The 13,611-nt window shown below is 67.9% G+C and carries 10 protein-coding genes; 4 read left to right on the top strand and 6 right to left on the bottom strand.

What is annotated here, in order from left to right; translation table 11 throughout:
- Window positions 1-38: 38 nt before the first annotated feature.
- On the bottom strand, window positions 39-545 hold the full coding sequence (locus LXN01_RS12360; RefSeq protein WP_236865587.1) for a hypothetical protein: 507 nt from the start codon (window positions 543-545) through the stop codon (window positions 39-41).
- A gap of 279 nt (window positions 546-824) precedes the next feature.
- Between LXN01_RS12360 and purL the strand changes: the two genes are divergently transcribed.
- Together purL and LXN01_RS12350 are read left to right on the top strand one after the other, a co-directional pair.
- Complete coding sequence (gene purL / locus LXN01_RS12355) at window positions 825-3,149, top strand: phosphoribosylformylglycinamidine synthase subunit PurL (protein ID WP_236865586.1); 2,325 nt, start codon at window positions 825-827, stop codon at window positions 3,147-3,149.
- Window positions 3,150-3,510: 361 nt separating this feature from the next.
- Window positions 3,511-4,203, top strand: coding sequence for a hypothetical protein (locus LXN01_RS12350; RefSeq protein WP_236865584.1), 693 nt, complete (start codon window positions 3,511-3,513; stop codon window positions 4,201-4,203).
- Between the two features lie 36 nt (window positions 4,204-4,239).
- Here LXN01_RS12350 and LXN01_RS12345 read toward each other — a convergent pair whose 3' ends face one another.
- From LXN01_RS12345 to LXN01_RS12335, 3 genes are all read right to left on the bottom strand, one after another.
- Window positions 4,240-6,045, bottom strand: coding sequence for a BCCT family transporter (locus LXN01_RS12345; protein WP_236865582.1), 1,806 nt, complete (start codon window positions 6,043-6,045; stop codon window positions 4,240-4,242).
- Window positions 6,046-6,257: 212 nt separating this feature from the next.
- Complete coding sequence (locus tag LXN01_RS12340) at window positions 6,258-8,741, bottom strand: S9 family peptidase (RefSeq protein ID WP_236865580.1); 2,484 nt, start codon at window positions 8,739-8,741, stop codon at window positions 6,258-6,260.
- Window positions 8,742-8,896: 155 nt separating this feature from the next.
- The gene (locus tag LXN01_RS12335; RefSeq protein ID WP_236865578.1) at window positions 8,897-9,409 is read right to left on the bottom strand and encodes an MmcQ/YjbR family DNA-binding protein; all 513 of its coding nucleotides are present in this window, start codon (window positions 9,407-9,409) and stop codon (window positions 8,897-8,899) included.
- A gap of 70 nt (window positions 9,410-9,479) precedes the next feature.
- Between LXN01_RS12335 and LXN01_RS16200 the strand changes: the two genes are divergently transcribed.
- Window positions 9,480-9,611 carry a hypothetical protein gene (locus tag LXN01_RS16200; RefSeq protein ID WP_272902442.1) on the top strand — a complete coding sequence of 44 codons (132 nt, stop codon included), beginning with the start codon at window positions 9,480-9,482 and terminating at the stop codon, window positions 9,609-9,611.
- A gap of 194 nt (window positions 9,612-9,805) precedes the next feature.
- On the opposite strand, the gene LXN01_RS12330 is transcribed toward LXN01_RS16200, so the two are convergent.
- The gene (locus LXN01_RS12330; RefSeq protein WP_236865577.1) at window positions 9,806-10,726 is read right to left on the bottom strand and encodes an LCP family protein; all 921 of its coding nucleotides are present in this window, start codon (window positions 10,724-10,726) and stop codon (window positions 9,806-9,808) included.
- A gap of 356 nt (window positions 10,727-11,082) precedes the next feature.
- Complete coding sequence (locus LXN01_RS12325) at window positions 11,083-11,934, bottom strand: phosphosulfolactate synthase (protein WP_236865576.1); 852 nt, start codon at window positions 11,932-11,934, stop codon at window positions 11,083-11,085.
- 374 nt (window positions 11,935-12,308) lie between these two features.
- Here LXN01_RS12325 and LXN01_RS12320 point away from each other — a divergent pair, with 374 nt between their 5' ends.
- Window positions 12,309-13,583: a sarcosine oxidase subunit beta family protein gene (locus LXN01_RS12320; RefSeq protein WP_236865575.1), complete on the top strand. Its 1,275-nt coding sequence runs from the start codon at window positions 12,309-12,311 to the stop codon at window positions 13,581-13,583.
- Window positions 13,584-13,611: the final 28 nt, after the last annotated feature.

The following is a 13,611-nucleotide window of genomic DNA, read 5'->3' as shown; positions in this document are numbered from 1 at the left end:
GCGATCGGCGCTCACACAGCGGCCCGTGGCTTCCGACGTTACCGCTGTGCGGGCGGCAGCGGGTACTGCCACATGCTCCGGTCCGGAGCGCCGGCGAAGTCTGCCCAGCTCACCGTGATCGTGCTGTCGGCGGTGGTCGGTGTCCGGGCGGCACTGAAGGTGAGCGCGTCGCCGGGCCGCAGATGCGGTCCACCGCGGATGTCGTCCGGCCCGATCAGCGACTCATGACCGGCGACGGAGACGTCGAAGGCGGTTGTGGTGCCGGTGTTCGCCAGCCGGAAGGCGTCGCCCGATTCACCGTCGAGCGACCAGCGCACCCTCCCCCCGCCGCCGAGGGCTCCCATCGGCTTCGGGGTCTGGGCGATGGCCTCCAGCGCGTCGACGATCCGCTGCGTGTACTTCTCGTTGAGGCGGGCGGCCGCCTCGGCGCGCTCGGCCTGACTCTCGGCGATCATCCGGTCGTGCCGGAGCGCCCACCAGGTCGTGATGAAGGAAGCGATGACACCGAGCCCCGTGATGATCGCCGCGATCGCCTGCCAGTCCATGACGCTATGATCTCTGCTCCGCAGGCTCCCGACCAGCCCCCGGTCCGGGAGCGCTCCCGAGGCGCCACTCGGCCCAGCTCTGCCCGCGCCCCGGCCGCTCTGCCCGCTCCCAGCCGAACCGAGCAGGCGTCCCCGACCGCGCCGGGAAGGCGTCCGCAGCCGAACCGGACGGGCGTCCACGGCCGCGCCGGGAAGGCGCCCGCAGGCTGGGAGCCGGGAAACCGCCTCGGGCGTAGAATGTGGGTTGCGCTGTCATCACGAAAGGACCCTCGCAGGATCATGACGAACACGCAGCCGGCACAGGCGGCCGAGAAGAAGGTCAAGGAGACCGTCGAATTCGCGGCCGCCAACCCTGATGTGGAACAGCCCTACGCCGAGCTCGGCCTGAGGGAGAACGAGTACGAGAGCATCAAGGAGATCCTGGACCGGCGCCCCACCTCGGCAGAGTTGGCGATGTACTCCGTCATGTGGTCCGAGCACTGCTCCTACAAGTCCTCGAAGGTCCACCTGCGCAAGTTCGGCGAGCAGGTCACCGAGGACATGAAGAAGAACCTGCTGGTCGGCATGGGCGAGAACGCCGGCGTGGTCGACATCGGCGACAACTGGGCCGTGACCTTCAAGGTCGAGAGCCACAACCACCCCTCCTATGTCGAGCCCTACCAGGGCGCGGCCACCGGTGTGGGCGGCATCGTCCGCGACATCATCTCCATGGGCGCCCGCCCTGTCGCGGTGATGGACCAGCTGCGCTTCGGCGCCATCGAGCATCCCGACACCGAGCGCGTGGTGCACGGCGTGGTCGCCGGGATCGGCGGCTACGGCAACTCGCTCGGCCTGCCCAACATCGGCGGCGAAGTCGTCTTCGACGCGTCCTATCAGGCCAACCCCCTGGTCAATGCGCTGGCCGTCGGCGTGATGCGGCACGAGGACATCCGACTGGCCAACGCCTCGGGAATTGGCAACAAGGTCGTGCTGTTCGGGGCGCGCACCGGCGGCGACGGGATCGGCGGCGCCTCGATCCTCGCCTCGGAGTCCTTCGACGACACCAAGCCCTCCAAGCGCCCGGCCGTGCAGGTGGGCGACCCCTTCGCGGAGAAGGTCCTCATCGAGTGCTGCCTGGAGCTGTTCGCCGCTGACCTCATCGAGGGCATCCAGGACCTGGGCGCGGCCGGCATCTCGTGCGCCACCTCCGAACTCGCCTCCAACGGCGACGGCGGCATGCACATCGCGCTCGACGACGTGCTGCTGCGCGATCCTTCGCTGACTCCGGAGGAGATCCTGATGTCGGAGTCGCAGGAGCGGATGATGGCGATCGTGACCCCGGAGAAGCTCGAGAAGTTCCTCGAGATCACCGACAGGTGGGAGGTCGAGACCTCCGTGCTCGGCGAGGTCACCGACACCGGTCGGCTCATCATCGAATGGCATGGCGACGTCATCGTCGACGTGCCGCCGCGCTCGGTCGCCCACGACGGCCCCGTCTACGAGCGTCCCTACCACGAGCCGTCCTGGACCGCGCAGACGCGGGCGAACACCGTCGACGCCGCCGGACTGGCGAAGCCGGAGACCGACGAGGAGCTGCGCTCCACCCTGCTCGACCTGCTGGGCTCGCCCAACCTCGCCTCGAAGAAGTGGGTCACCGACCAGTACGACCGCTACGTCCAGGGCAACACCGCGCTGGCCTACCCGGATGACGCCGGCGTGGTCCGGGTCGACGAGGAGACCGGCCTGGGGATCGCGCTGGCGACCGACGCCAACGGCCGCTACTGCTACCTCGATCCGGCCGTCGGCGCGCAGCTGGCACTCGCCGAGGCGCACCGCAACGTCGCGACCACCGGCGCCCGTCCGATGGCGGTCACCGACTGCCTGAACTTCGGCTCCCCCGAGGACCCGGAGATCATGTGGCAGTTCGCCCAAGCCGTCGAAGGTCTGGCGGCCGGCTGCAAGGAGCTGGGCATCCCGGTCACCGGCGGCAATGTGTCGCTGTACAACCAGACCGGCGGCGTGGCCATCCATCCCACCCCGGTGGTCGGGGTGCTCGGCGTGTTCGACGATGTCGCCCGGCGCACCCCGTCCGGCTGGAAGGATCCGGGCCAGACGATCTACCTGCTCGGCACCACCGCCGAGGAGTTCGACGGCTCCGCGTGGGCCGACGTCGCCCACAAGCACCTCGGCGGGGTGCCGCCGGAGTTCAAGCCGGCCGTCGAGAAGGAGCTGGCCGACATCCTCATCAACTGCTCGCGCGACGGCATGATCGACGCCGCCCACGACCTCTCCGAGGGCGGGCTGGCCCAAGCGCTGGCCGAGGCGTGCCTGCGCTACGGCGTGGGCGCCCGCGTGTGGCTGGACGAGGTCCGCGAGCGCGACGGCATCGACCTGTTCACTGCCCTGTTCTCCGAGTCGACCGCCCGCGCGATCGTGGCGGTGCCGCGGTCGGAGGAGGTCCGGTTCAAGGACATGTGCACGGCGCGCCGCTTCCCCTTCGCCCGGATCGGCATGACCGACGTCGGCGAGGAGCAGCCCGAGCTCGAGCTGGTCGACCACTTCACGATCCCGGTGTCGGAACTGCGGGAGACGCACGAGGCGACGCTGCCGAAGTTCTTCGGCTGAGCTGGTTCGGCTGAGCTGGTTCGGCGTTCTGGGCTGAGCCTTCGCGGCTCGGCTGCTTCGGGTGAGCCGTTTTCGTTGGAGTGCTCCACCGACCGTCTGCAGGCATGCCCCTGACCGGGGTGCGCCCATGCGGCAGGCGACTCACGGGCAACCCCTGATCGGATGCCCGACCGCCGCCGGCGACTCGCCGTCCGCGGTGTGAATTCGGCCGTACGGCGAGTCGCGCGACAGCACGCGGGACTTCCAGCAAGCCCCCTTGCCGGGCCTGGCAATCCGGGGCCTCCATTGTCGGAAATTCCGTTATATTTCGACGTGGAGTGATCGTGAACTGCAGTGCCGAGCAGGTCTGAGAGGAGCCTCGATGTCCAGATATGCGCCAACCCGGGCCTATGTCGAAGCGCTCGAATCAGGCTCCGAGCCGCGCCACGACACCGGTCGGGTGCTGGCACGGAATGTCGTCCGCCCGACCGGCCGCGTGCTCTCCCGCAGCCTCACGCGGAATCAGGGCGACCCGTTCGTCGACGAGATCCTCGCCCGCTCGCAAGCGCGGCAGGGGACCGAGGTCGACACGGCGCACGTGCCCCCGCCTCGGCCCGCCCTCAACGGGAGCTATGCGGCCCGTCGCGGCAAGTTCGACGACCCGCGGGACTTCCCCTTCTGGCCGTCGATTCGCCGCGTCGCCGTCAAGTACGGCAGGTGGTCGGCGGGGATCGGGGCCGGGCTGTCCGTGCTCGGAATCGTGGCCGGCTACCTCGTCGGCGGCGCTGCCCGGTGGCAGGTGCCGGCAGGCATGACCTTCTTCAGCGGGATCGCGCTGCTCGTGTTCGCTGCCTGCATCACCGTCCCCCTCTCCCTCTCCCGCCTGTGGGACTCGTCCGACATCCGGAAGAACGGCGCGAGCTCGGGGCGCAGCGGGTGGGTCGCGCTGCAGACCAACAGCAGGGACATCGGCATGGTCGCGGCGGCAACGCTGTTCTTCGTCAGCTTCTTCCTGCCGAACTACCTGTGGCACATCATCCAGGTCGGTCCCGCGAACGCCGTCTTCCCGTTCTGACAGCATCCCTCTCTCGGTGCGGGGCGCCTCGGCGGCTCACTCCTCGGAACGGGAGTCGATGTCCGACCCCCGGCCATAGGTCTTCCTCGCGGACTGGGTGCGGGCCGGCAGCGTGCCCTCCCGGCCGACCTTCTGCCGCTTGACCGCCTTCGGCTCCTCGTAGGGATCGCGCATCACGGGAGCCTCGTCGACCGCCTCGGGCTCGACGACGAAGTCGGTGGTGTCGTGCTCGTCCTCATGCTCCCGCCGTTCGTACTCCTCCGGCGGAAGCACCCTCTTCCAGGTCCGTGTCCGGATGGCCGGCATCTCGCCGGCGTCCTCGCGCAGGGCGCGGTACATCGCATACATCTGGAAGTAGCCCATGACGAAGAACGGCAGCCCGACGAGGATGATCGTCGACTCCAGCGCTTCGAGCCCGCCGGTGCCGGAGAACACCAGCAGGGTCGCGGTGATGAGGCCGATCGCGATCGCCCAGAACACGCGCTGTCCCAGCGGGTTGAAGTCCTCGTGGCCATTGGCCATGGTGTCGGTGACCAATGCCGCGGAGTCGACCGAGGTGACGAAGAAGATGATGACGAGCACGATCGCGACGATCGAGACGAAGAACGACGCCGGGTAGTACTCGAGGAAGGCGAACAGCGCGCCGGGGATGTCGCCGTCGTCCACCACGCGCTCGACCAGGCCGCCCTCGCCGTTGAGTTCGATGTCGAAGGAGGACATGCCGAAGATGCCGAACCAGATGACGGAGAATCCGGCCGGCACTGCGAGGACGCCGGACACGAACTGGCGGATGGTGCGGCCCTTCGAAATGCGGGCGATGAAGATGCCGACGAACGGCGACCAGGTGATCGTCCAGGCCCAGTAGAACACCGTCCAGCCGTCCTGCCAGCCGGTGTTGGCGAAGGTGTCGTTCCAGAATGCGAGCTGCGGCAGGTTCATCAGGTAGCGGCCGAAGGACTCGATGGTGCCCTTGAGCACGAACAGCGTGGAGCCGGTCACGAGCACGAAGGCCAGCAGCGCGACCGCCATCCAGATGTTGATGTTCGACAGCACCTTGATGCCCTTGTCGAGCCCGAGCGCCACCGAGATCATCGCGATCCCGCACACCACCGTGATGATGATGAGCTGCCAGAGGGCGGTCTCCGGGATGCCGAACAGCTGCGCCAGCCCACCGTTGATCTGCAGGGTTCCCAGCCCGACCGAGACGGCCACACCGAACACGGTGCCGACGATCGAGACGATGTCGATGAACTTGCCGATCGGGCCATGGATTCGCTGGCCGAGGATGGGCTGGAAGATCGAGCTGACGCGCGGCGGCAGGTTGCGCTTGTGGATGAAGTAGGCGAAGCACAGGGCCGGCAGGGTGAAGATCGTCCAGGTGTGGAAGGTGAAGTGGTAGTAGGTGAAGTTCATGGCGTCCGCCGCGGCTGCTGGAGTGCCGGCCTCGATGCCCAGCGAAGGTCCGCGGGGCGGGTCGCCGAAGTGGCTGATCGGTTCGGCGACACCCCAGAACATCAGGATGCTGCCGATGCCGGCGGCGAAGAGCATCGCGAACCATGCGGGACCGGAGTGCTCCGGCGCCTGGTCGTCCGGACCGAGCCTCACCCGGCCGAAGCGGCCGATCGCGATGAAGATCAGGAAGCCCAGGAACAGCGTGACGCCGAGGATGTAGAACCAGCCGAGGTTGGTGATCAGCCAGTCCGAGGCGGCACCGACAGCACGATCGAGCGGTTCCGTGAAGGCGATGGTGGCGATGACGAAGAGGATTATCACCCCCGCCGATCCGAAGAACACCGCAGGCGAGGTTCGCAGCCTCAGCAGATCGTGCAGTCGCGTGAGCATGGTTGGCTCCTTGAGTCATCTCGGCAGACCGGCCGATGGGCGCACGCCCCGCTCGGCACAGCCGGACCCTCCTGCCGGGCCGCTTGCTTCACGTTACCGCTTCAGCACCTCAAAGCAAGGAAGGTTGCCGGTCAGGGGCGACGACTGGCCCGCGGAGCCGCAGCGCACCAACCCGCTCGCCCGCGAAGCCGTAGACCCGCCATCGCCTCGGCTCAGACCTCAGTCATCACCTCGGCGAGCCCCAGCACGTCCAGGATCCAGGCGAACTCGAAGGCGGTCTCCCGCCACGAGTCGTACCGGCCCGAGGCGCCGCCGTGTCCCGCCGACATCTCCGTCTTCAGCAGTGCGTCAGCTCCCACCTCGCGCAGTCGGGCAACCCACTTGGCCGGCTCGACGTACAGCACGCGGGTGTCATTCAGCGAGGTGATCGCGAGGATCCGCGGATAGTCCTGCTCGCGGACGTTCTCGTACGGCGAGTACTGGCGCATGTACCGGTACACCTCGGGATCGTGCAGGGGGTCGCCCCACTCGTCCCATTCGATGACGGTCAGCGGAAGCTCCGGCATGAGGATCGAGGTGAGCGCATCCACGAAGGGGACGTTGGCGCTGATCCCGGCGAACCTGTCGGGCGCGAGATTCGCGACTGCACCCATGAGCAGGCCACCCGCCGAACCGCCCATCGCCACGAGCTTCTCCCGCGCGGTGCGGCCTTCGGCGATGAGATGGTCGGCAACGGCGACGAAGTCCGTGAAGGTGTTCACCTTGTGCAGGGTCTTGCCCTCTTCGTACCAGTGCCGGCCCATCTCTCCGCCGCCGCGGACGTGCGCGACCGCCCAGACCACGCCGCGGTCGAGCAGCGACAGCCGGGCGACCGAGAAGTACGGGTCCATGCTCGCCTCATAGGAGCCGTAGCCGTAGAGCAGCGTGGGCGCGGGGGTCCCAGCAGGCACAGCGTCGGTCCGCCATACGAGCGACACCGGGATCCGGGTCCCGTCCTCCGCGGTCGCCCACACGAGGTCCTGTTCGTACGCGCTGACATCCACTCCGCCCAGCACCGGCTGCCGTTTGAGGAGAGTGCGCTCACCGGTGTCCAGGTCGTAGTCGAACACCTCCGTGGGGGTGACCATCGACGTGTAGACCATGCGGATGCGGGGCTGCTCCCACTCCGGGTTGCCCGCCAGGCCCATGGTGCCGATCGGCTCGTCCGCCGTGACCTCCGTGAGCGCGGAGAAGGGGTTGCGGGGGAAGCCCGTGCGCACTCGACCCTCGATCTTGGATCTCTCGGCCTCGGCTGTGAGGTCCGCCTCGGCGGCTCCCCCGACCGGGTCCACCCCCGCCAGGTCCTCCTCGGGAACGATTCCAGCCGGCGCATCCGCTCCCCCGCCGCCGCGCGCCTCGGCACCCCTGCCGCGGGCCCCCGCACCCCCGCCGGCGGGCGCCTCGGGAACGACACCGGTCGGCACGGGAGCGCCGTATCGGCCCTCCGCCACCAGATCGCCGGTGCCGTGATGCATTCCACCGGTCATGCCGTCAGCATGGATCGAATTCAGGGACAGCTCCTCGGGAACCTCGTCGGAGACCCCGATGACGCCCACCCGCGCGAAGCCGCCCTCCCGGTAGCTCACGACCAGCCGGCCGCGGAAGGCGTCGACGTCCTCGATCCGCCTGCCCGCGACGTCGGGAAGCACCTCGCGACCCTCGGATTCGGGGTCGCTGACCGGCACATCAGAGATCTCGAAGTCGGGGCGGTTCCGGTTGTGCACGATGACGAACCGGTCCTCGCCGGACACGATCGCGTGGTCGACCGAGTACTCCACGCCTTCGACACGGCGCCAGACGACCTGCGGCGTGCCGGTGGGGTCGAGTGCGTCGATGAACCAGTAGGCGGTGGTGATCTTCGAGGCCGTGACGAAGAAGATGTAGCGCTCCGAACGGCTGACGCCCACGCCGACGAAGTAGCGGTCGTCCTCCTCGGAGAACACGCACTCGTCCTCGGTGACCTCGGTGCCGATCCGGTGGCGCCACACCTTGTCGGGCCGCCACGCCTCGTCGACGGTGGTGTAGAAGACATAGTCGCCGCTGACGTCGAAGCACGCGCCGGCGAAGGTGTTGGGGATCTCGTCGGCGAGGTCCTCCCCCGTCTGCAGGTCGCGCACGCGCAGGGTGTAGCGCTCTTCGCCCGAGGTGTCCGCCGCCCAGGCCAGGCGCGTCCCGTCCGGGGACAGGGAGAAGGAGCCGAGGGCGAAGAACTCGTGGCCCTCCGCCTCGACGTTGGAATCGAGCACCACCTGCTCGTCCGGCAGCCGGCCTTCGCCGTCGATGGCCGGCGGCGTCCAGTCGTCGGGACCGGCCACGGGCACTCGGCAGCGGGTGGCGTAGTCCTTGCCCTCGGTGGTCCGGGAGAAGTACCACCACTTCCCGCGCCGCACCGGCACGGACAGGTCGGTCTCCTTCACGCGCGTGCGGATCTCGTTGAAGATGTCCTCGCGCAGGCCCGCCAGGTGATTGGTCCGGTGCTCGGTGTAGGCGTTCTCCGCCTCCAGGTGCGCGATCACGGCCGGGGATTCCTTGTCGCGCATCCACTCGTAGTGGTCGACGAAGGTGTGACCGTGGTGGGTGCGCTCGTGCGCGATCCGCTTGGCCTCCGGGGGCGTGGGCGCGGTCGGCGACGCAGGGAGATTCTGGGTTCGACTCATGGCCTCACCTTAGCGAGGAGACCTGAAACGACTATCCGCGTTCGGTGTGCTCCAAGTCGCCGTCGGGGACACCGCCGGCAGGCATGCCGAGGCGCCGTCGGGGAAACAGCCGGCACGCATGTCCAGGCGCACCACGAGGAGCCCCCGAGTCGCGACTACCCACCGAGCTGCGCGTCGAGTTCAGCGACCAGCTCGCGTGGGGCGGTCTGCCGGAACGAGCTCTCGACGAGCTCGGCGACCTCCTGCCAGTCGACCTCCGAGTCGCGGAAGTCCAGTCCCAGCCACCCCCACGCTCCCAGATAGGCGGGCAGGAAGAATCGCGAGTCCTGCTCCAGCGCCGGTCGCTCCTCGGGCTCGGGAACGAACAGGAGCGAGTCCGCGTAGCGGTCAGAACTGTGGTCGCCCTTCACGGATCCGCCGAAGACCGCGAACATCTTCCGGGTGAAGAACGCGGGCCGCCCGTGCGAGATCTTCTCGACCGCCTGGGGCAGGGCCAGGCACAGTCTGCGCACCTCGGCCAAGTGGGGATTGTCATCCTCGAACATGATGGGGTGGGACATCGCATCCTCGCTCGTCCTCGTTCCGGGGCATCCAGCGTACTCCGCCGGGGCTCCGGCGTCTTCCGCCGAGGCGCCGGACTCCTGCTGGCCGGCAGCAGGGCGTTCCATCGGCTGGGATCCAGGGTCTTTTCAAGGCGCCGTGGGATAGTGAGACCCTCCGGCGAAAACAGAGGTGAATATGGGATTCCTGAGCAACTTCATGAAGGGCAAGGCAGCGAACAGAGCGCTGCGCACCATCCAGCGCGAGGCGTCCAAGCCGCGGAATCAGCAGAAGGCCCGCGAGATGCTGGCCAGACTGCGCAAGCGCTGATCATCTGCACTCCCCGTCTCCGCCGACAGCGGAGGCGGGGATTTGTTGTGCCGGCAACCACCAACAGCGCCGCCAGCTGAGTTAACCGGCGCACCGCAAGCTGAGTTGATCGGCCAGCCGTGTTGACCGGTCCGCCGCACATCGAGTTTGACCGGCGCGCCGCCCGCCGCGTTGACCGGCACAGCCAGGTGCTGTCAGTACCCGAGCTTCGCGATCTCGCGGACGTACGTCGCCGCATCCGGCCCGCGGAGCGCCGACCGCAGCGCGGGGACGGCTTCCTCGTCGAACTTCACGGACACCCGCCCGTCCTCTTCTCGCTGTGACTTCGCGGGCACGGTGACGGTGATGATGTCGTTCTGCGAGATCCCGCGCATCCCGGCGGCGATGCTCAGCAGGCTGCCGGTGGTCAGCTGGGCGTCGGTCCACGCGCCGGCGGCGACATGGCTGAGGATCGAGAACAGCTCGGCAGGGGTCTTGGCCAGCTTGCCGAAGTTCAGCCCGGAGACGAGAGCTCGCAGCAGCGCCCGCTGATTCCGGGTGCGCGTCTGTCCGGCGTCGTCGATGGGGTCCGCCGCGGTGAAGAGGCGAGCGGAACCGCCGTCGAGCTGGTTGGTCCCCTCCACGTACTGTCGCCCTGCCGCCGCGAAAGCGGACCGGCTGTAGACCGGCACCGGCCCTACCTGGTCGATCACGGCTTCCAGCGCAGCGAAGTCCAGCGCCATCACGTGGTCGACGCGGTGGCCGAGGAACTCCTCGACGACGGCGACGTAGACCGGCCATCCGGCTTCCTCGGCCAGCCCGCCGAGCGTGGCGCTCCGCTCCACCTCGGTTCTGGGATTGAAGACGAGGACGAAGGCGCCGCTGCGGTTCGCGGGGACGTGCAGGAGGGCGAAGATGTCACCCTCGCTCATGGCCGCCGAGGCGCCGGCGCCTTCCGATCCCACGAGCACCCGGATCAGCAGGCTGGTCGCGTCCGTGGGCTCGGGGCGGACGTCGGCTGGAGGGAAGGCCTGCTCGTCAGCGAATTTGCGCGAGGAATCGTCAAACAGCGCGCGAGCGCGGTTGGCCTCCTTCAACGACCCGAGCGTTGCGAGGACGTTTCGAACTTTGGGCACCGTCTGCTTCCTCTCAACGTTCAGCCGTCATCTCTCCAGCCATTCACAGCCATTGTCCGCCGCACGGGGCATCTTGTTCCGGCCTGCGGTGCTGTCATTTTCAACGATTCTAACGCCCCGGCTCTCCTACCCGAAGCATCCACGGGACGCAGAGCCCACTGAGGCGGGTGCGGCGCTGTGCCGCACCCGCCTCGGATGACCGAAATCCGGCTTCCTCGCCTTCCGGACGCGCTGCTCGAGCCTGCCGCAGTCGCACGGTGCGAGTTCTTCTGCACTGTGCAAGCTTGCTCGGTCGGACTGTCGTGAAAAAGTCGCACGATGCCGGGCGGGCTCGGGAAAGAAGGTCAGTCGGAGACTCAGCCGAAGTGAGGGTTGATGATCCGGCCCCAGGATCCCTTGTTGCCCCAGATGTTCTGGCGCATGCCCTCCAGCTGCAGGATCTGGGAGTGGTCGACGAAGAGGTTCACCTCGTTGCCGTAGTTCTTGAGATACCACTCGAACACCAGCGGGTCGGAGGCTTCGAACATCACGTTCTCCAGTCCAACCCCGTTGATGATCTCGGCGGCGGCCGAGGTGTTCCATTCGGAGACGTTCTCGGTGATTCCCTCCGACTCGATCATCACGATGTCGGCACCTGCGTCCAGGGTGGCCTTGGCGCGCTCGATGAGGTCTCCGACGTCCTTCTTGTCCTCGGCGGCGAGCTCGGATTCGGCGGAGTCGCCCCCGGAGCCGATCTGGATGCCGAGCTCCGGCTTGGCCTTGAGGCCGGCCTCCTTCACCCGCTCGACCAGGCGCAGCAGTCCCGAGGTCGGAATGGCGATGAAGCCGGTCGAGATCTCGATGGTGTCGAAGCCGACCTCCTTGGCCTCCTCGAGGTATTTGTCGACGGCGTCCTCACCGAAGCGCAGGACCGTCTCGATCCAGCCGCCCGAGGACACGTACGCGCCGTTGTCGTGGGCGATGTCGTTGATCTTCTTGATCTGCTCCTGGGGCATGAGCGAGAACGAGCCGCCCGCCCATTTGATCCCGTCGACCCACTGGCCGGCCACGTCGAACACGTCCTGCATGTGCCGCGGGCCGTAGGCGAAGTAGTGGGGTGCGCGGATCTCGGTCAGGCCGATCGAGCGCGGCTTGGCCGGACGATAGGCACGGGGAATGAAGTTGAATGAAACGTCGTGGGCACGATCGGTGGTGTCAGCCATTCTCATGGTGGCAGTCAAATCAGAATCTCCTTTCGAGAGTTCTTGAGTGGTCAGCTGGTTCGGGAAACCTTCGGTGGAGCTCGCGCGTTGGCGCAGCGCCTCGGGCGGCTATGGCCGGTTGTTCAACCTGTGTCACATGATCGCCTGCACGTTCCCTGCGAGGATGCAACTGAGGTTGCCCTAACTCCTCCTACTCTAACCCCAAACTATCTTGATGTCAAGATAGTTTACGAACCTATACCAACAGGGCACCTTGTCGTCGATCGGCGCCCTGGCGGCGACCAGGCTCGGCTGAGCCGATTGCTCGAGTCCGGACCGATTGCTCGAGTCCGCGCCGCATGAAAGAATCGCGGGACCTCGTGCTTCGAAGGAGAACGCACATGGCCCAGCCGCTTCCCGAACACCCCGACTTCCTGTGGCGCAATCCCGAGCCCAAGTCCTCCTACGACGCCGTCATCATCGGTGCGGGCGGGCACGGGCTGGCGACCGCCTACTACCTCGCCAAGGATCATGGCCTCACGAACATCGCGGTCCTCGAGCGCGGGTGGCTGGCGGGCGGCAACATGGCCCGCAACACCGCGATCATCCGCTCCAACTACCTGTGGGACGAATCGGCCGGGATCTACGAGTTCGCGCTCAGGCTGTGGGAGGAGCTGCCCGCCGAACTCGACTACGACTTCCTCTTCTCCCAGCGCGGAGTGCTCAACCTCGCCCACACGCTGCAGGAGGTCCGCGACGGCAGGCGCCGGGTCAACGCGAACGTCCTCAACGGCGTCGACGCCGAATGGCTCACCCCCGACCAGGTCAAGGAGGCCTGCCCGATCATCAACACGAGCACGGACCTGCGCTACCCCGTGCTCGGGGCGACTTACCAGGCCCGAGGCGGCATCGCCAAGCATGATCACGTCGCCTGGGCGCTGGCCCGCCGGTGCGACGAGATGGGCGTGGACCTCATCCAGAACTGCGAGGTCTACGACATCCTCACCGTCGGCGGCGACAGCGAGCACCCGCGCGGTGACGGCAGCAGGCCCGTCGGCGACGGCAGCGGCGGCCGGGTCGTCGGCGTGGAGACCGCGCTCGGCCGCATCAGCACCGGGACCGTGGGCATGGCCGTCGCAGGCAGCAGCTGGGACCTGGCGCAGCGGGCCGGCGTGCGGCTGCCGATCCAGTCCCGCCCCCTGCAGGCGCTGGTCTCCGAGCTGTTCGAGCCCGTCCATCCGATCGTCGTGATGTCCAATCACGTGCACGTCTACGTGTCGCAGGCGCACAAGGGCGAGCTCGTGATGGGGGCCGGGGTCGACGGCTACAACGGCTTCGGCCAGCGCGGCAGCTTCCACGTCATCGAGGAGCAGATGGCCGCCGCGGTCGAGCTGTTCCCGATCTTCGCGCGCGCCCATGTGCTGCGCACGTGGGGCGGGGTCGTCGACGTCACCCTCGACGCCTCCCCGATCATCAGCCCCACGCCCGTCGAGGGGCTCTACGTCAACTGCGGCTGGGGCACCGGCGGCTTCAAGGGGACGCCGGCGGCCGGCTGCACCTTCGCCCACACCATCGCCACCGGCCAGGCCCACCCGCTCAACGCCCCGTTCACGCTCGACCGGTTCGAGACCGGCCACCTCATCGACGAGCACGGCGCCGCCGCCGTCGCCCACTGAAGGACTCCCCATGCTGCTGACCGTCATC

The organism is Brevibacterium daeguense (genome assembly GCF_021729135.1).
Classification (GTDB): Bacteria; Actinomycetota; Actinomycetes; order Actinomycetales; family Brevibacteriaceae; genus Brevibacterium; species Brevibacterium daeguense.
Note: the sequence above shows the minus strand (reverse complement) of the source record. Positions and strands in the feature narration are given on the sequence as shown.